The 16,647-nt window shown below is 54.2% G+C and carries 20 protein-coding genes and 1 tRNA gene; 13 read left to right on the plus strand and 8 right to left on the minus strand.

Annotated elements, in window-relative coordinates:
* Positions 1–99 precede the first annotated feature (99 nt).
* From EKD02_RS08390 to EKD02_RS08400, 3 genes are all read right to left on the minus strand, one after another.
* On the minus strand, positions 100–921 hold the full coding sequence (locus EKD02_RS08390) for a glycerophosphodiester phosphodiesterase family protein (protein ID WP_011889465.1): 822 nt from the start codon (positions 919–921) through the stop codon (positions 100–102).
* Positions 922–939: 18 nt separating this feature from the next.
* Entirely contained in the window at positions 940–1,455 is a 516-nt protein-coding gene (locus tag EKD02_RS08395; protein WP_126384988.1) for an RsbRD N-terminal domain-containing protein, read from the minus strand.
* A 141-nt stretch (positions 1,456–1,596) separates the two neighbouring features.
* On the minus strand, positions 1,597–1,926 hold the full coding sequence (locus EKD02_RS08400; RefSeq protein WP_011889464.1) for a hypothetical protein: 330 nt from the start codon (positions 1,924–1,926) through the stop codon (positions 1,597–1,599).
* 216 nt (positions 1,927–2,142) lie between these two features.
* Here EKD02_RS08400 and EKD02_RS08405 point away from each other — a divergent pair, with 216 nt between their 5' ends.
* The 3 genes from EKD02_RS08405 (at position 2,143) to EKD02_RS08415 (ending at position 3,981) form a co-directional block, all read left to right on the plus strand.
* The gene (locus tag EKD02_RS08405) at positions 2,143–2,334 is read left to right on the plus strand and encodes a YqaE/Pmp3 family membrane protein (RefSeq protein ID WP_011889463.1); all 192 of its coding nucleotides are present in this window, start codon (positions 2,143–2,145) and stop codon (positions 2,332–2,334) included.
* Between the two features lie 70 nt (positions 2,335–2,404).
* On the plus strand, positions 2,405–3,529 hold the full coding sequence (mobAB, locus tag EKD02_RS08410; protein WP_126384990.1) for a bifunctional molybdenum cofactor guanylyltransferase MobA/molybdopterin-guanine dinucleotide biosynthesis adaptor protein MobB: 1,125 nt from the start codon (positions 2,405–2,407) through the stop codon (positions 3,527–3,529).
* Entirely contained in the window at positions 3,526–3,981 is a 456-nt protein-coding gene (locus EKD02_RS08415) for a universal stress protein (protein WP_011889461.1), read from the plus strand. The genes mobAB and EKD02_RS08415 overlap by 4 nt, the downstream gene beginning before the upstream one ends.
* On the opposite strand, the gene EKD02_RS08420 is transcribed toward EKD02_RS08415, so the two are convergent.
* The 5 genes from EKD02_RS08420 to EKD02_RS08440 form a co-directional block, all read right to left on the minus strand.
* Entirely contained in the window at positions 3,956–4,789 is an 834-nt protein-coding gene (locus tag EKD02_RS08420; RefSeq protein WP_011889460.1) for a metal ABC transporter permease, read from the minus strand. The two genes, EKD02_RS08415 and EKD02_RS08420, sit on opposite strands and share 26 nt — an antisense overlap.
* Complete coding sequence (locus EKD02_RS08425) at positions 4,786–5,541, minus strand: metal ABC transporter ATP-binding protein (RefSeq protein WP_011889459.1); 756 nt, start codon at positions 5,539–5,541, stop codon at positions 4,786–4,788. The genes EKD02_RS08420 and EKD02_RS08425 overlap by 4 nt, the downstream gene beginning before the upstream one ends.
* A complete protein-coding gene (locus EKD02_RS08430) occupies positions 5,538–6,419 on the minus strand; it encodes a metal ABC transporter solute-binding protein, Zn/Mn family (RefSeq protein ID WP_126342909.1) in 882 nt (293 codons plus the stop codon). The genes EKD02_RS08425 and EKD02_RS08430 overlap by 4 nt, the downstream gene beginning before the upstream one ends.
* A 124-nt stretch (positions 6,420–6,543) precedes the next feature.
* Positions 6,544–8,229, minus strand: coding sequence for a 2-isopropylmalate synthase (leuA, locus tag EKD02_RS08435; RefSeq protein ID WP_126384992.1), 1,686 nt, complete (start codon positions 8,227–8,229; stop codon positions 6,544–6,546).
* Between the two features lie 329 nt (positions 8,230–8,558).
* Positions 8,559–9,026, minus strand: a complete 468-nt coding sequence (locus EKD02_RS08440; protein ID WP_185805725.1) for an META domain-containing protein — start codon at positions 9,024–9,026, stop codon at positions 8,559–8,561.
* A gap of 232 nt (positions 9,027–9,258) precedes the next feature.
* Between EKD02_RS08440 and EKD02_RS08445 the strand changes: the two genes are divergently transcribed.
* From EKD02_RS08445 to rnc, 10 genes are all read left to right on the plus strand, one after another.
* A tRNA-Asn gene (locus EKD02_RS08445) sits at positions 9,259–9,330 on the plus strand.
* Positions 9,331–9,480: 150 nt separating this feature from the next.
* Positions 9,481–10,017 carry a YceD family protein gene (locus EKD02_RS08450; RefSeq protein WP_126384994.1) on the plus strand — a complete coding sequence of 179 codons (537 nt, stop codon included), beginning with the start codon at positions 9,481–9,483 and terminating at the stop codon, positions 10,015–10,017.
* A gap of 28 nt (positions 10,018–10,045) precedes the next feature.
* Positions 10,046–10,237: a 50S ribosomal protein L32 gene (gene rpmF, locus EKD02_RS08455; protein ID WP_011889454.1), complete on the plus strand. Its 192-nt coding sequence runs from the start codon at positions 10,046–10,048 to the stop codon at positions 10,235–10,237.
* 26 nt (positions 10,238–10,263) lie between these two features.
* A complete protein-coding gene (gene plsX / locus EKD02_RS08460; RefSeq protein WP_126384997.1) occupies positions 10,264–11,292 on the plus strand; it encodes a phosphate acyltransferase PlsX in 1,029 nt (342 codons plus the stop codon).
* A 96-nt stretch (positions 11,293–11,388) separates the two neighbouring features.
* Positions 11,389–12,378 (plus strand): beta-ketoacyl-ACP synthase III, encoded by a 990-nt coding sequence (locus tag EKD02_RS08465; RefSeq protein ID WP_011889452.1) that lies wholly within the window; start codon positions 11,389–11,391, stop codon positions 12,376–12,378.
* Positions 12,379–12,419: 41 nt separating this feature from the next.
* Positions 12,420–13,340: an ACP S-malonyltransferase gene (gene fabD / locus EKD02_RS08470; protein ID WP_126384999.1), complete on the plus strand. Its 921-nt coding sequence runs from the start codon at positions 12,420–12,422 to the stop codon at positions 13,338–13,340.
* Positions 13,341–13,358: 18 nt separating this feature from the next.
* A complete protein-coding gene (gene fabG / locus EKD02_RS08475) occupies positions 13,359–14,096 on the plus strand; it encodes a 3-oxoacyl-[acyl-carrier-protein] reductase (protein ID WP_011889450.1) in 738 nt (245 codons plus the stop codon).
* A gap of 99 nt (positions 14,097–14,195) precedes the next feature.
* Positions 14,196–14,432 carry an acyl carrier protein gene (acpP, locus tag EKD02_RS08480; protein WP_011889449.1) on the plus strand — a complete coding sequence of 79 codons (237 nt, stop codon included), beginning with the start codon at positions 14,196–14,198 and terminating at the stop codon, positions 14,430–14,432.
* Positions 14,433–14,562: 130 nt separating this feature from the next.
* On the plus strand, positions 14,563–15,816 hold the full coding sequence (gene fabF, locus EKD02_RS08485) for a beta-ketoacyl-ACP synthase II (protein WP_011889448.1): 1,254 nt from the start codon (positions 14,563–14,565) through the stop codon (positions 15,814–15,816).
* A 22-nt stretch (positions 15,817–15,838) separates the two neighbouring features.
* Positions 15,839–16,618, plus strand: coding sequence for a ribonuclease III (gene rnc, locus EKD02_RS08490; protein WP_011889447.1), 780 nt, complete (start codon positions 15,839–15,841; stop codon positions 16,616–16,618).
* Positions 16,619–16,647 lie beyond the last annotated feature (29 nt).

Below are 16,647 nucleotides of genomic sequence, written 5' to 3' on the forward strand. Positions count from 1 at the left end.
AAGCAATACTAAATACCAATCCCCCCAAACAAAAACAACCCACCCCCCTCCCAAGAGTTGGGGACACTCATGACTGAGTGTACTAATTAGTACACTCAGTCATGAGTGTCCCCAACTCTTGCCCCCATCGGCAACATCGGTAATGATGCCGTCGGCGCCTATAGCCCTCAGCCGGCTGGCCTCTTCGGGGGTGTTGACTGTCCAGGGAATCACACGCATGCCGCGGGCGTGGAGCTGCCGGACAAGGCGGCGGGTGGCGAGGGTGGAGTGGGGGTTGAGCCAGCGGGGGGTAAAGCCGAGACGGCGAAGAGCCGGGCGAATGGACGATGCTTTTTCTGCAAGCAGCCCGCAAGCCGCATCAGGAGCCTGCCGGTAGACTTCACGAACGACCCTTAAGTCAAATGATTGGAGGCGGACCCGGTGGAGCATTCCCGCATCCCTTACAACGCCGAGTACAAGAGCCGCATAATCCCGTGGCGGAGGATGGAAAATACCATCTCTCTGTGGCCATGACTTTATTTCAAGATTATAGACCATTTCCCCTCCTGATCCCGAATCGGCCATATGGCCCTCAACACAAGCAAAAACATCGGAAAGCAATGGAGGAGCGGCGGCAATGCGCTGCTGGAGTGGAAAATCGGGGTGAGGCATGCCACAGTCGTACCCGGCAATACGAGAGTAGGTGAGGGAAAAAATCCGTTGACGGGAACAACCCGATCCTTTCAGGTTCTTGCCTGAAGGCAAGAGCGGGTCATGGGCAACCACAATCCGTCGGTCGCGGGAAACATGCAGGTCAAGTTCAACAACCCTGAAGCCGAGGTCTGCCGCAGAGCAGAATGCCTGCAGGGTATTTTCAGGAAAGAACAACCGGCCGCCCCTGTGGGCCTGAACTTCAAACGGCCTTTCTGCGGATGAAGTCATGACGCTCCCCGGCAGTGGTTACTGAATGACAATCCAATGCTTGAAACCCTCAAAAATGCTGTCAAAAAAACCCTCGTCCCTGTCTGCATCAATGGGGCCTGTGTAGTTCTCATGACCGACAACAGCAAAATAGACCGCTTTCTCATAAAAATAGTTGAGCCTTCCGGAAAACTCAATCGCCCGGTTCAAGTCAATGCCCTCGGCAACAATACCCTCATCAAGAATATAACGCCACAGCATATCGCGCTCAAGCATCAGCGAATAGACCATCTCACTGACCTTTATGCCCGATGCCGCCCGTTCCTGTCCAGTTTCAATGAATTCGCGGGCTATCTCTCTGTCAACCCCCTCATTTTTTTCCATCCAGCCGCCAAGCCGGCGGAAACGGCTGTAGACAATGTCATGCAGCTGCTGTTTCGACAGCTTCGCATACCCTGCAGTCAGAGGATTCGAGCGGATTGTTTCCACCCAGAGAAGAGAGAGTGATTCGGCATGACCTTCAATGAGACGGATAAAACGACTGATCAGCACCATGGTTGACTCCTGCAATGTCGGGGGAGGTTCTGGTTTCGTGGACACTGCAAGCTACGCATCTTCAGTGAAGAGTTCAAACAGCTCACGCAGGCAGCCGCAGGTGCGGCTGAACATGGGATCACGGTATCATTGGAGGCAGACTCAGGCTCGGCGACGCCCGGAAGAGGGGCGGGCCGCTTTCGAAGAAGGTTTCTTTCTGGATTTTCGTTTCTGGACTCTGTTGCCGTCAGCGCTTTTTGACGAGGAAGCTGACTGCTTCTGCTGACCACTCTGAAAATCTCCCGTCTGTCGGGTACGGATCTTGTTGAAGCGGTTTTTTCGGTACTTTTTTTCAAGGTCAGCGTACGGGCTGGGAGGATCCGGCGAGGTATTGAAATTATTGAAGTTTGGTTCGTCAATAACCTCGTCAAACGCATCAGGCACCGTGTCAGGATGAACGGTATTCACCAAGATGATTGCATTTATGTTCACGATAGTTCGAGCAGTCCCGTTATCTGCAGGGATTGTTCTGAAGGGACATTAATTTACTATTTTCAATACAAAAAGCAAGAATGTGGCTATTCGGATACAGAAAGCCTCACAACCGAGGGGCTGGCTGCTGGCTGAAAAGCATTGATTGTTGTCGCTTTATATGGTAAATTTATGTCTGTAATGCAGTCAACCAAACCAATTATTCCGGAGCATCCCATGGACATCAAAAGACTTATGCTTGCAGTTGTTCTTCCTCCTGCCGCTGTCATGAACAAGGAAGCCGGGACAATCATGCTGACCGGCCTTCTCACTGTTTTCGGCTGGGTACCCGGCGTCGTTGCCGCCCTTGTGATGATTGCGGGAGAGAAACGCACCCCAAAACGCATGATGCAGCATCTGCACCCGTAACCACTTTGTCCCTTCAGCACTTCCGTAAGAAGTGGAAGTGCAATTTCTTTGGCTGCCGCCCGCAACGCCCATGAACACCATGCTTTTCCATCCTTTTGAGCTCGCCTTTTCAGGCTGGTCAGGTTCAGGCAAAACAACACTGGTAACAGCCCTTATCCGTATTCTCTCCGAACGGCTCAGTGTAGGATATTACAAGCACGGCTGCCATCGGTTCGACATTGACCGCAAAGGCAAAGACTCCGAACTTGCCACCTCGGCGGGAGCTCATACCGTCATGATTTCAGATCCCGAAAAAACAGCTCTCATCGCGGGGCCAAAAGAGGAAACGCTTGAACGGCAGGCATTCCTCGACTGCGACATCCTGCTTGTTGAGGGACTCAAGGAGCTTCCTCTCCCGAAAATCATCATGGTCGACGCCGGACAGACAATCCTCGACTATGTCGCCGACGGCTCTCTCACCAATATTGTCGCGTTCGTCTTTCCCGACTCCCCCGGCTCTTCCCCCATCCCGGGCATTCCCGTGTTCAACCGGAACGATGCACCCGCCATTGCCGACTTCATTGTCGGCCACCTGATCCAGCGGGCAGCGGAAAAGGTTCCCCTCTCCGCCATTGTGGCGGCAGGAGGCAGAAGCTCCCGAATGGGAACAGACAAGGCCCTTCTCCGATACCATGACAGCAATCAACTGGTTCATACAGCAGAACTTCTCAAGCCATTCTGCAGTGAAGTGCTCATCTCCTGCCGGGATGACCAGGCCAGGCAGTACGCTGAATTCGGCATTCCGATACTGACCGACAGCTATCTGGATATCGGACCCCTCGGCGGACTGCTTTCTGCACAGAAACACAACCCCGATTCGGCATGGATCATGCTTGCCTGTGATCTCCCCTTTCTTGATGGAGTAACTGTTCAGCAGCTTATCGATGAACGGAACCCCTTCCGTTTTGCGACCGCTCTCTGCAGTCCCGAAAGCGGCAGGCCTGAACCGATGGCTGCCTGTTACGAGCCAAAATCCCGAACACGGCTTCTCCTCCGACACGCTGCGGCCATCAACTCTCCCGCCAGCTTCCTTGAAACCTCTCGCATCACCAGACTTCAGGCCATATCAGCCGAAGCCACGCTGAATATCAACACCCCCGAAGAGCGGGATCGCACCTGGTCTCCTCTCGGCAGAACAAAAGACCCGACATCATGAAACTGCTTGCAGCAATCGATTTTTCAGAACTGACCGAGCCGGTCGTCAAGGAAGCCGCCAGACTGGCAGATGCGCTCAAGGCAGAATTGATTCTGCTCCATGTACACCCTCCGGTTTCACCGGCCCTCGACCTCTACCCCGAAACAGAGATTGTAACCCTCCCCGCCGGAGGTGATCCCCTGCCGGAGGGAGAACCCCCAACCGACGGCGAACGCCTTCAGGGCATTGCCGAACCGCTCCGGGCTCAAGGCATACCGACAACAGCCATAACGGTTGCCGGCGACGAAGTGGAATGCATCATCAGTGAACACATGAAGAGCAACGCGGACATGATTGTCATGGGCTCACACGGCCATGGCGCTCTGTTCCACCTGCTGATCGGCAGCGTATCGGAAGGAGTTGTTCGACGGTCCCGGTGCCCGGTTCTCATCGTCCCTGCCGCCCTGCGCTGAGAAAATGCCAACCCTGCACCAGAAAAAATGCGGAGGCTGCCACAAGAATGATGGTAGCCCCCGATGCAAGGTCGAACATGTAGGAAAGAGCCAGTCCGGCAAGACTGAAAAGAAAGGAGAGAACGGTTGCCATTACCATCATTGAAGGGATGGAACGGCTGAAATTCCGGGCAATGGCGGCAGGAATGCTCAGCAGGGCAATCACCATGACAATACCCACAACTCTTACCATAACCACCACCGTCAGCGCAATCAGAGAGAGCAGAAGCAGATAAAGCGCCGTGCTTTTCAGCCCCGACACTTCGGCATACTCCTCATCAAAACAGATAGCCAGAAACTCCCTGTTGAGAAGCAGCACCACCCCCACAATAAGCAGATCGAGCAGCATGATCATCAAGAGATCACCGGAGGGCACCGTCAGGATGTTTCCAAAAAGATAACTGAACAGGTCAGGCGCATAGCCCGGCGTCAGACCGATGAGGATAACACCCAGAGACATGCCGGCCGCCCAGAAGGTGCCGATGGCCGTATCTTCCGAAACTTTCAGCTTTTTGCCAAGAATCCCTATGCCGAGGGCAGCAGCAAGGCTGAAAGGAATGACCCCGAGAAGCGGGTTCACTCCCAGGTAGTAACCAAGACCGATACCGCCGAATGCCGTATGGGCAATCCCACCGCTGATAAAGCCGATTCTTTTCACCACCACAAAGGTACCGATGATTCCGCAGGCGATGCTTGAAAGCAGCGCAGCAAGAATGGCGTTCTGCATAAACTCAAAAGCAAGAATCCCGCCGAACAGTGTTTCGCTCATGGTTCGCTCCCCTCTGACTTCGGGCGGTTATGGAGAATGGCGTCAACCGGGTAGTCATAGAAATCGCCCATAGGAGCCCGCTTGAGGGAGGAGCCCTCTTCATGCATGTCGAGCGTGCAGTTGAGACAGGCAATCCTCGTCACATGCTTCGTAATGACTCCTGTGTCATGACTGACCATCACAATGGTCATCCGCCCCCTGAGGCTGTCGAGAAGATCATAGACGCTGGACTTCATGGCAGGATCAATACTCGCTGTCGGCTCATCAAGCAGAAGCAGTTCAGGTTCGCCCGCCAACGCCCGGGCAATAAGCGCACGCTGAAGCTCCCCGCCCGACAGTGCGCCGACCTGACGGTCGCGGAGGTCCCCAAGCCCGACGGTGTGAAGAGCCTCCTCAACTGCCTGCCTGTCCCGATTCCCATATGGGCGGAAGAGCCGCCGGCGGGACAGACGCCCCATCAGCACCAGACCACCGACACTCAGTGGAAAATCGCGGTCAAAAAAAAGCCGCTGGGGCACATACCCCGTCCTCTTCGGCTGAGAGCCCGGCTCAGAGCCAAAGACCCTGACAGATCCCTCTGTCGGTCGCTGCAGCCCGAGAATAACCCGCAGGAGTGTCGTTTTCCCCCCGCCATTCGGCCCCACAATGCCAAGAAAATCCCCTTGAAACACTGACAGTGTCAGCCTATTGAGCACTTGAGTCCCACCCAGCCGGACGGCAAGACGGTCGCAGACAATCACGGGCCCGCTCACCCGCCCCCCTCCAGAAATACCGCTGTCACGGCACGAAGATTTTCATCGTAGGAAAAAGCCAGCGGATCAACACTCTTCGTCACCCCGCCGATACCCCGCGCAATGGTTTCAGCCTGTGCCGTACTGAATTGAGGCGACACAAACACCACTGTAATGCCAGCCTCCCGGGCCTGCAGTATCACCCGCTCCATCTGCCGGGGCGTCAGGCTTTTACCCTCTTCCTCTGCCGCAATCTGTTGGAGCCCGTAGGCGTGGGCAAAATACCCCCAGGCAGGATGAAAGACCAGAAAGCTCCTGCCGGAAACCCCCTGAAGCTTTCCGCGAATAAAGGCGTCCAACGCCTCCAGCTCCCCCTTCAGCCTTTGCGCATTTTCCCGATAGACATCACTGTTCAGCGGATCCTCCTTTGAGAGTGCTCCCGCAATGGTGTCGGCCATCAACATTCCGTTCCGGGGATCAAGCCAGTAATGGGGATCAAGGCGATGAGGGGAGGAGCCGTGCCGATGGCCATGACCCTCCTCCATAGGGAGAAGAGCCACACCGCTGGAAGCGTCGCACACTGTCAGCGAAGGGTTCATCTTCATGAATCGCTCCATCCAGTCAAGCTCAAATTCAACTCCCGAACCCGCTTTCACGAACAAGGCTGTTTCAGCCAGCATCGTCATCTGGCGCGGCAACGGCTCATAGGTATGAGGATTGCCACCCGGGGGCACCATAACCCTTACTTCAGCACGATTGCCGGCAACCCGTTCAACAAACCATGCCAGCGGCTGAATGGAGACAACAACGCGCATCCTGCCCGATTCAGGAGGAGATGCACAGCTGGAAGGGATGACCGCCAGCAGAAGAAGAAGAGCTATTGTGACGCGTTTCATCATTTTGGGAAACCCGGTGCGGCACCACTGAATTGTGTTGATATACTACTATGGAAGTACTCTTTGATACTAAGGTACAAAAAACAGCCATCGGTTTACGCCCTCCACCGACGACTGTTTTTTTTATTCAGGAAAGGCGGTTCAGGGCGCTGAGGGTCGCCCTGATGGATGCAAGGCTGATATTGGAATCCACTCCGGCACCGCATGCGCTGCGACCATCATCACAAACAATCCGGACATAGGCAATAGCTTCCGCCCCGGAACCGTGACCAATAGCATGCTCGGCATACTCGTCAACACGGATGGATATGCTGCTTTTCTCTCCAAATCCCTTCACAAAAGCATCAAGCGGTCCATTGCCGGTGGCATCAAAGTTGATCAGGGAACCATCCACCTCCACCTCAGCCCTGATAAGCGTTGCCGCCTCACCGCTCTCCAGCTGCACCGAATCAGCCCAGCTGATCGTACATTTTTTCAGAGACACAGAAGGCTGGCGAAGCCTCACGAATCCATCCAGAAACAGTTCATGAATCCGTTGGGGCGACAGCTCCTCCCCCGTCCTGTCGGCAAGCGCCTGCACCTCCCACGCAAAATCAGGCTGCATCCATTTGGGAATCTGGATCCCATAATCCTTTTCAAGCACAAAAGCCACGCCACCCTTTCCCGACTGGCTGTTGATGCGCACAATTGCCTCGTATGAGCAACCCACATCGCCCGGATCAATCGGCAGATACGGCACATCCCACAACCCATCGCCATGACTTCCGTGGGCCTTCATCCCCTTGCTGATGGCATCCTGATGCGAACCCGAAAACGCAGTATAGACCAGATCTCCGGCATACGGGTGACGGGGATGAACATCCATACGGGTGCACCGGCGGTAGACCTCGCGGATATAAGGAAGATCCGAAAAATCAAGACCCGAATCGACCCCCTGTGTAAACAGATTCAGCGCCATGGTTACCATATCCATATTCCCACACCGCTCACCATTTCCGAACAGCGCCCCCTCAATCCTGTCGGCACCGGCAAGCAGGGCAAGTTCGGCCGTTGCAACCGCCGTACCACGGTCATTATGGGCATGAACGCTTATGATTGCCGCACCTCGGTCCATGATGTTCCTGCAGAACCACTCAATGCGGTCGGCATACATATTAGGAAGAGACATTTCAACCGTCGAGGGAAGGTTCAGAATAACAGGATTGTCTGCCGAAGCACCCCATGCCTCCATAACGGCATGACAGACCTCAAGAGCATAATCAAGTTCCGTCCCCGTAAAACTCTCCGGACTGTACTCAAACCTGATACCGGCACTGCCGCTCTCATCCTTCAGCTGCCGGCAGAGGTGCGTACCCTCAACAGCAATGGCCTTGATCTCCTCACGGCTTTTACGGAACACCACATCACGCTGCAGGGTAGAGGTGGAATTATACATATGCACAATGGCATTGGCAGCACCGCTGATCGCCTCAAAACTGCGGCGGATCAAATGTTCCCGGGCCTGGGTCAGCACCTGGATGGTCACATCATCAGGTATGAGCTGCTCCTCCACCAGCCTGCGGACAAAGGCAAACTCCGTCGCCGAGGCGGACGGGAAACCAACCTCTATTTCCTTGAATCCCACAGAGACAAGCAGCTTGAACATCGCCACCTTCTCCTCCACACTCATCGGCACAGGAAGCGCCTGATTGCCGTCACGAAGGTCCACACTGCACCAGACCGGAGCAGCCTCAATTCTGTTGTCGGGCCAGGTACGGCCCTCTATGGGAACCGCCGGATAGGCGGAATACTTCCTGAAATTCATCGTTTTCATGCCAGTCACCCTTCTTCGGTTTTCCGTTTCAAAAAAAAAGCCACCTCCCTGAAAAGAGAGGCAGCCTGAATAATGTTCTTTCTGTCCAGTTTGACATCGAACTTTACAATGCACCACTCCCCGGTTCCGTCCCGCTTGAAAGCAGGGCAGAGGAAAGAAGAAGGAAGAGTAGTGAACACAGGTTCATGACCGGTTCAGGCATCGCAAAAAAAATCAATAAGTTCAAGCCTCACGGCACTGTCATACATGAATATATAAAAAACACCAGCCATACCGCAACAAGGCCATATCAGAAAGAACGCAACGGAAGACTCCCGGGTTCCCGATTCTCAACGACCGCCAACAGCCATAAACCGCGCAACACGGGAGCCCATATCATCGTAAAGCGTCAGGGTCCGTCCCGACACCGACCAGCCCGCAGTCCTGCGCAAAGCCTGAAGAAACAGCCGTTCACGCACCATCAGCTTCTTCGGTCCTGCCATGCGTGTTGTTATGAGAGAAGAAAAGCTGAGCCTGTCGCTCTTCTGCGAGAAACTGCCGGAAAGATTGTTGCACCCTGTTGCCCCTCTGACAGCACCTGTCCGGTGCATCACAAGAGAAACATCAAGCTTCTGTCCCGGAAGGAACTCCACCCTCTGCCCATCAACCTCAACAGCCCTCCACACCGTATTCATCAACTTCGCAACCGATTCGGGCGATCCCGCCTGTCGGGCGCATCCAACAAGAAGCAGCATGGCCATAACCCCCGCAAGCAGCGGAAGGCGACAAAAAAACAATCCGTATCGCGCTCTCATCATCACAACTCTCCCCTCTGTTCCATTCATTCATAAAAGTGCATTGCGCAAAAGAGCCATGTCAGTGGCTCACCGTATCATTCGTACCATAGATATGGTAACACCTAAAAGGCAGAGATTCAAGCCGGGAAGAGAGCGGAAGAAAAATATGACGAGCGCCTTGGAAATAAAAAAAACAGATGTATATTTACCACCCCTCTCCAAAAAAGAGGGGGAGGAAGAAAGGAAATCGCATTCCGCGATAGCTCAATGGTAGAGCATGCGGCTGTTAACCGCAGGGTTGTAGGTTCGAGTCCTACTCGCGGAGCTCTGGAAAAAAGCAGAAGACCCCATGGTCCTTCTGCTTTTTTCAGTTTGATCCGACCCCGCAAACCCCCTTCAGGAGCGGGCGGGAACATCTTTTCGTTTTGCCTGAATATTTTGTACATTGGTGTTCTTTTACTGAAAAGAGAACAATATGCAGACCGGGAACGCACTGATAGAAATCCGCACAGCGGCCATCACCGAAGGCGCCTGCGTCTTTGATTTTACCTGTCGGGCAGAAGACTTCAACGACCCGAAACTTGCTGAGTCCGGCTTCACAGATGAGATCAGAGTCAGGGCGGTTACCCAAAAGAATGGCAGCGAATTGATGCTGACATTGACAACAGATGCCACGGGCGAAATACCATGCGACATCTGCCTGGCTCCGGTAAAGGTAAGCATGAGCGGATCCTGGCGCATGTACTGCAATACAGACGGGTGCTCCCGGGATGAAGAGGACGAAGAAACAAGGCGTGACGAGTACAGACAGCTCGACCGCACAGCTGTCGGCATAGACCTGACGGAAGATGTCCGGGAAACGCTGCTGCTCTCTGTGCCAATGAAGGTGACCTGCACCGCAAACCCTGACTGCAGGCTCTATACAGGCGTGGAAAAGGCAGAAAAGGAAGAAAAAAACAGTACCAGCCCCTGGCACGAAAGCCTGGCTAAACTGAAACAGAACTATCGTTAACTGACACATATAACTCAAGAAGACTACCATGGCACATCCGAAAGCCAAAGTATCCAAATCCAGAAGGGACAAACGGCGGGCCCAGTTCAACGCGCGTACCAAAGCGGCAACCACCGTCAACTGCCCCAACTGTGGCGAACCGACCCTCCCTCACCGTGCATGCCGCCACTGCGGCCACTACCGCGGAAGAGCCGTCGTCGCAAAAGCAGCGAACAGCTGAAAAAACCATTTAGAGACCACCCCACAATGCTGACCATTGCTGTTGATGCCATGGGCGGAGACAACGCCCCGGCATGCGTGATAGAGGGAACAATCCAGGCTCTGAAAGAGAGCGGCAACAAGTTTGAGGTCGTCCTTATAGGCCAGGCGGAAATCGTTGAACCCATGCTTGCCCGGGAGGAGACGGATGGACTGAACCTACGCTTCCTGCATGCTCCTGAAGTGGTCACCATGGACGATGTACCCGCCACAGCCGTCAAGACAAAACAGAATTCATCGCTGGTCAGAGGCCTTCAACTGTGCAAAACAAAAGAGGCCGACGCATTTGTCAGCGCGGGCAACACGGGCGCCCAGATGGCTGCGTCCCTTTTTGTGCTGGGTCGGCTCCCCGGAGTGCTCCGCCCCACCATCTACGCATATTTTCCGAGACTGCAGGAAGAGGGGCTGACCAACATCGTCGATGTCGGAGCAAATGTTGACTGCAAACCGGAAAATCTCCTGCAGTTTGCCGAAATGCTTTCCATCTACCAGAAGTACGCCGCCGGCATTGAGCAGCCGCAGGTCGGCCTCCTCAATATCGGTGAAGAGGAAGGCAAAGGGTCAGATACCCTCAAACAGGCATACAATCTTCTCAAAGAAGCTGACGGGCACGGGAAAATCAACTTCATCGGCAACATTGAAGGGCACGATATCCTCAAAGGAAAAGCCACCATCGTAGTCTGCGACGGTCTTGTAGGAAACACCATCCTCAAGTTCGGCGAAAGCATACCCGAATTTCTCGGAACCCTCTTCAAGCGCGCCCTCGGGAGCACAGTTGCTTCCGGCGGAATGGACGAAAAAACCGCGGCAGTCACCACCGCCATGTTCAAAGGGATGTTCAAATCCTTTGATGTGGAAGAGGTCGGAGGAGTGCCGTTCCTGGGCGTTGACGGCATCTCCATAGTCGGCCACGGCCGTTCATCATCACGGGCAATCAAGAACATGATCTTCATGGCCGGGCACATGATTGAGAGAAAAGTCAACCAGCATATAGCCGAGGTGCTTTCAGGACAGTAAGCACCCCGGAAGGTCATCACCACTCTGCAGGGTAAGGCCGGGCCGACACTGCAGAAAAACCTATTCAAGCCGGCAGAACACAACCACACCCGACAGATGAACGCTGCAATTACGGCAACAGCCAAATATCTCCCAGACGGCATACTCAGCAACCTCGACCTCGAGCGTATGCTCGACACAAACGACGAGTGGATACGCACAAGAACAGGCATCAGCGAACGCCGCATTCTCCGCGACCCGGAAAAAGCGACATCATACATCTGCGGCGAAGTAGCCCGGCAGCTCCTTGAAAAGCGGGGGATGAAGGCCGAAGAACTTGACCTGATCATTGTTGCCACAATGACCCCCGACATGCTCTTTCCATCAACCGCATGCCTTGTGCAGGACATTATCGGAGCAGGCAACGCATGGGCTTTCGACCTCAACGCAGCCTGCTCGGGATTTCTCTTCGCACTCAACACCGGCTCGCGCTTCATTGAGTCGGGTGCCCATAAAAAAGTGATGGTCATCGGGGCCGACAAAATGTCATCCGTCATTGACTACACAGACCGCTCCACAGCCATTCTCTTTGGAGACGGAGGCGGAGGCGTCATTCTGGAGCCTGCAACAACAGAAGGCTGCGGCGTGCTCGACAACCGCATGTACTGCGACGGCACAAGCGGAAAAGACCACCTGCTCATGAAAGGCGGAGGAAGCCTTCATCCTGCAACCCACCAAACCGTTGACGACCACCTGCACTATATCTATCAGGACGGCCGTATGGTTTTCAAATCGGCAGTAACCTCAATGGCCAATGTTGCCGTCGAAATCATGGAACGCAACGGCTTGACAGCAGAGAATGTTTCATGGCTTGTGCCGCATCAGGCAAATCAACGAATCATAAGCGCAACAGCCGAGCGGATGGGCATCAGCAGCGACAAGTTCATATCCAATGTTGCCCGCTACGGTAACACCACAGCAGGCACAATACCAATATGCCTTGCCGAACTTGATGAAGAAAACAAACTGCACCCGGGCTCAAACCTTGTGCTCTGCAGCTTCGGCGCAGGCTACACATGGGGCGGCGTTTATGTCAAGTGGCAGTAACTGCCACCACTCTGAACAACACACTTGAACCACTCTCTTTCATGAAAGCATTTGTTTTTCCCGGACAGGGCTCTCAATACTGCGGCATGGGCCGCGACCTCTACGACAGCTTTCCCGTCGCCCGCGACCTGATGGAGCAGGCAAATGAGCTGCTCGGCTACCGCATCACCGATGTCATGTTCTCCGGTACTGAAGAGGAGCTCCGCCAGACCAACCGGACCCAGCCCGCAATATTTCTCCACAGCATGGCTGCAGCCGCACTGATTAAGAGCAATGGAAGCGGTGGGGCAGCAATGGCGGCAGGCCACAGCCTTGGCGAATACAGCGCACTCTGCTTTGCAGGAGCCATCAGCTTTGCCGATGCCCTCCGCATTGTAGCCCGCCGCGGTGAATTGATGCAGAACGCAGGAAAAGAGAACCCTGGCACCATGGCCGCAATCATCGGTATGGCAGAGGGTGAACTTGAAGGACTTCTCGCCGAAGCCTCCAAAGAGGGGATCGTACAGGCAGCCAACTTCAATTCTCCCGGGCAGATTGTCATTTCAGGCGATATTCCAGCCGTCAAAAAAGCAGTTGAACTCGCTCCCGCCAAAGGGGCAAGAATGGCCAAGGAACTTGTTGTTTCAGGAGCGTTCCACTCTCCCCTCATGCGACCGGCAGAAGCCGAGCTCGCAAAAGCGCTTGAGTCTGTTGAGTTCCGCGACGCGTCAATCCCCGTCTGCATGAACGCCGTAGCGAAACTGGTAACCGACGCAGCAGAAATCAGGAAAAACCTGCTGCTGCAACTCACCAGTTCCGTGCTCTGGACACAGTCCATTGAAACAATGGCAACAGCCGGTGCAACCGAATTTGTTGAAGTAGGGCCGCAGAAAGTCCTGCAGGGGCTCATCAAACGCATCAACCGCAATGCCTCACTCTCGGGCGTAGACACAGCCGAAAGCGTACAGAACATTCTCTCTTAACAACTAACGACACCAGATATGTTTGAAGGAAAAACAGCTGTCATTACCGGAGCCGCCCGTGGAATAGGGCAGGCAATCGCCTGGAATCTTGCCAGAGGAGGAGCCGACATCGTCCTCTGCGACATCAAGGAAGACTGGCTTGCCGAAACTGCAGAAGGAGTCAAAAAAGCAGGAAGGAAAGTCTGGTGCTTTGAACTCAATGTGACCGATGCTGACGCCGTCCAGAAAGCCTTCAACGACATTGCCGACACAACAGGACGGATAGATATTCTCGTCAACAACGCGGGCATCACCCGCGACGGACTTCTCATGCGCATGAGCGAAGAGGACTGGGACGCAGTGCTCAGTGTCAACCTGAAAGGCACCTTCGCCTGCACCAAAGCGGTCAGCCGCATCATGATGAAGCAGCGCTCCGGGTCAATTGTCAATATAGCCTCCATCATCGGCCTCATGGGCAATGCCGGCCAGGCAAACTATGCCGCTTCAAAAGGCGGGGTTATCTCCTTCACCAAATCGGTGGCAAAGGAACTCGCTTCCCGCAACATCCGCGTCAACGCTGTTGCTCCCGGATTCATCTCTTCAAAAATGACCGATGCCCTGTCTGAGGATGTCCGTCAGAAAATGCTGGAAGCCATCCCCCTGAGCAGATTCGGCTCCCCCGACGATGTTGCTGATGTGGTATCGTTCCTTGCCGGCGACCATTCAGCCTATATCACCGGTGAAGTCATCAACATCAGCGGAGGAATGGTCATGTAAGACCGCTTCTGTTTGAGTGCGATTTTTTTCTTTGTATATTGAAAGACATTTTTTTATTCGCCTTTTTATCAACACAACAACCAACCACGGAGAAACACCATGACGGAAGCAGAAATCAAGGACAAAGTATACGACATTATCGTCAGCAAAATGGGCGTCAACAAAGACCAGATCAAGCCGGAATCCAAATTTTCCGATGACCTCGGCGCCGACTCACTCGACACCGTTGAGCTGATCATGGAGCTCGAGAACGAATTTGATGTACAGATCCCCGACGAAGACGCTGAGAAAATCGGCACCGTCCAGCAGGCAATCGACTACATCGTCAAAAAGTAACCTCCCCCCGGGAAGGAAAACTTTTTCCTTATCACGGATCAAATACAGAGCGGCTGCGGGCACATCAACATTTCAGTGAGCCTGCAGCCGACTTCTGCTGTTTCTTCAAGCAAACGCCAAATTTCCACAGATGGGTCAAGAACAGACACGGGTCGTCGTTACGGGCATCGGGGCGCTTACCCCAATAGGCCACACAAAAGAAGCGTTCTGGGACGCGCTGATGAAAGGGACAAGCGGCGGCGCGCCGATCACCTACTTTGATGCGACAGACTTCGCGACAACCTTTGCATGCGAGCTCAAAAACTTCTCTGTAGAAGACTACATCGAAAAGAGAACGGCTGACCGCATGGACCCCTACTGCCAGTATGCCATTGTTTCCTCCGACCAGGCCCTGAAAGACTCCGGCCTCGACCTGGAAGCAATCGACCCTCTCAGAATCGGCGTTGTCCACGGCTCCGGCATTGGCGGCATGACCATTTACGACCAGCAGTTCCGTCAGTACCTGAACCGCGGTCCACGGCGGATCAGCCCGTTTTTCATTCCCATGCTCATCCCCGACATTGCAGCCGGCCAGATATCCATGCGTCACGGACTCATGGGGCCCAACTATGCAACGGCATCAGCGTGCGCAACATCACTCCACGCAATCATGGACGCCTTCATGCTCATACGATGCGGCATGGCCGACTATATGGTATGCGGCGGATCGGAAGCCCCGATCACTCCGATGAGCGTTGGAGGCTTCAACTCCGCAAGAGCTCTTTCAACAGCCAACGAGAACCCCGCAAAGGCATCACGCCCCTACGACCGCGACCGCGACGGATTCGTCATGGGAGAGGGCGCAGGCAGCCTGATTCTTGAAAGCCTTGAAACAGCTAAAGCCCGCGGTGCAAAAATATACGGCGAACTGGTTGGTGTTGGCGCCACAGCCGACGCACACCATCTTACAGCACCCCACCCGGAAGGCAAAGGCGCAATGAATGCCATGAAAACGGCACTTTCCATTGCAGGAATCAAGCCCGAAGACATTGATTATATCAACACCCACGGAACAGCCACCCCACTGGGCGACATTGCAGAAATCACCGCAATCAAGAATGTTTTCGGTGACCATGCAAAAAAACTCAGCGTCAGCTCCACCAAATCAATGACCGGCCATCTTCTCGGCGCAGCCGGAGTTGTTGAATCAATTGCCTGTCTGCTTGCAATGCAGAACCAGACAGTGCCGCCAACCATCAACAACGACAATATCGATCCCCAGATTGATCTGGATATCACCCCGAACGAACCCCGCAAGCGCAAAATCGAATACGCGCTGAACAACGGATTCGGATTCGGCGGACACAACGCCTCACTGATATTCCGCAACGGCTCGTCACTCTGAAACTCTCCCCCTTCTTTTGCGAATGGAGCAACTCTGGCAAAAAATCTCCGCACTCCCCATTTTCAGCGCCGAACTGAAAACAGGGAGTGCGCTGACAGCCACACCGGAGTCCATTGAATTTGTCAGCAGGCTTCTCGGCAGAAAACCGGGAGACATGCGCTTCTATACAACAGCCCTGACCCACCGCTCAGCCGTACACGACCCGTCAACCCCGCTCAATACACACTCAAACCAGCGTCTTGAATTTCTTGGAGACGCTATCCTCGGCCTTGTCATCACCGATTACCTCTTCCGGGAACTGCCCGACAGCCCCGAAGGAGAACTTTCAAACACTCGCGCCAAAATCGTCAACAGGAAATCCCTTGCGGGATTTGCCCGAAGCATCAAGATCGGCGATCACCTCATTCTCGGAGAAAGCGCAGACCACGCCAAAATCAGAGTCAGCGAATCAACCCTCGCCGATGCTCTGGAAGCGTTCATCGGAGCCATATGGCTCGACAGGGGAATCAGTGCGGCAACCTCATTCATCAATGAGCATGTCATCGAACACCGCCGGTTCAACACCTTGATAACAGCCGAAAACAACCACAAAAGCCGGCTGATAGAACACACCCAGGCCCTCCACCTCCCTCCCCCCCGATACAGCGTCATATCGGAAGAGGGCGCAGAGCATGAAAAACGGTTCACCGTCGAGGTCAGCTGCAACGGGAAAGTTCTCGGCAGAGGGATCGCCGCGAGAAAAAAGGATGCAGAACAGCACGCTGCCGCCGAAGCAATGCTCAACCCTGAAAGCATATCCTGAAGAAAAGAGAGCTTTTTCATGGAGATTAT

This window comes from Chlorobium phaeovibrioides, assembly GCF_003968655.1.
Taxonomy (GTDB): Bacteria; Bacteroidota; Chlorobiia; order Chlorobiales; family Chlorobiaceae; genus Chlorobium; species Chlorobium phaeovibrioides.

Excerpts from the sequence above, each read along its gene's own strand:
- EKD02_RS08390 (WP_011889465.1), bottom strand. The coding sequence starts at position 921 with ATGACTTCATCCGCAGAAAGGCCGTTTGAAGTTCAGGCCCACAGGGGC.
- EKD02_RS08395 (WP_126384988.1), bottom strand. The coding sequence starts at position 1,455 with ATGGTGCTGATCAGTCGTTTTATCCGTCTCATTGAAGGTCATGCCGAA.
- EKD02_RS08405 (WP_011889463.1), top strand. The coding sequence starts at position 2,143 with ATGGACATCAAAAGACTTATGCTTGCAGTTGTTCTTCCTCCTGCCGCT.
- mobAB (WP_126384990.1), top strand. The coding sequence starts at position 2,405 with ATGAACACCATGCTTTTCCATCCTTTTGAGCTCGCCTTTTCAGGCTGG.
- EKD02_RS08415 (WP_011889461.1), top strand. The coding sequence starts at position 3,526 with ATGAAACTGCTTGCAGCAATCGATTTTTCAGAACTGACCGAGCCGGTC.
- EKD02_RS08420 (WP_011889460.1), bottom strand. The coding sequence starts at position 4,789 with ATGAGCGAAACACTGTTCGGCGGGATTCTTGCTTTTGAGTTTATGCAG.
- EKD02_RS08430 (WP_126342909.1), bottom strand. The coding sequence starts at position 6,419 with ATGATGAAACGCGTCACAATAGCTCTTCTTCTTCTGCTGGCGGTCATC.
- leuA (WP_126384992.1), bottom strand. The coding sequence starts at position 8,229 with ATGAAAACGATGAATTTCAGGAAGTATTCCGCCTATCCGGCGGTTCCC.
- EKD02_RS08440 (WP_185805725.1), bottom strand. The coding sequence starts at position 9,026 with ATGATGAGAGCGCGATACGGATTGTTTTTTTGTCGCCTTCCGCTGCTT.
- EKD02_RS08450 (WP_126384994.1), top strand. The coding sequence starts at position 9,481 with ATGCAGACCGGGAACGCACTGATAGAAATCCGCACAGCGGCCATCACC.
- rpmF (WP_011889454.1), top strand. The coding sequence starts at position 10,046 with ATGGCACATCCGAAAGCCAAAGTATCCAAATCCAGAAGGGACAAACGG.
- plsX (WP_126384997.1), top strand. The coding sequence starts at position 10,264 with ATGCTGACCATTGCTGTTGATGCCATGGGCGGAGACAACGCCCCGGCA.
- EKD02_RS08465 (WP_011889452.1), top strand. The coding sequence starts at position 11,389 with ATGAACGCTGCAATTACGGCAACAGCCAAATATCTCCCAGACGGCATA.
- fabD (WP_126384999.1), top strand. The coding sequence starts at position 12,420 with ATGAAAGCATTTGTTTTTCCCGGACAGGGCTCTCAATACTGCGGCATG.
- fabG (WP_011889450.1), top strand. The coding sequence starts at position 13,359 with ATGTTTGAAGGAAAAACAGCTGTCATTACCGGAGCCGCCCGTGGAATA.
- acpP (WP_011889449.1), top strand. The coding sequence starts at position 14,196 with ATGACGGAAGCAGAAATCAAGGACAAAGTATACGACATTATCGTCAGC.
- fabF (WP_011889448.1), top strand. The coding sequence starts at position 14,563 with ATGGGTCAAGAACAGACACGGGTCGTCGTTACGGGCATCGGGGCGCTT.
- rnc (WP_011889447.1), top strand. The coding sequence starts at position 15,839 with ATGGAGCAACTCTGGCAAAAAATCTCCGCACTCCCCATTTTCAGCGCC.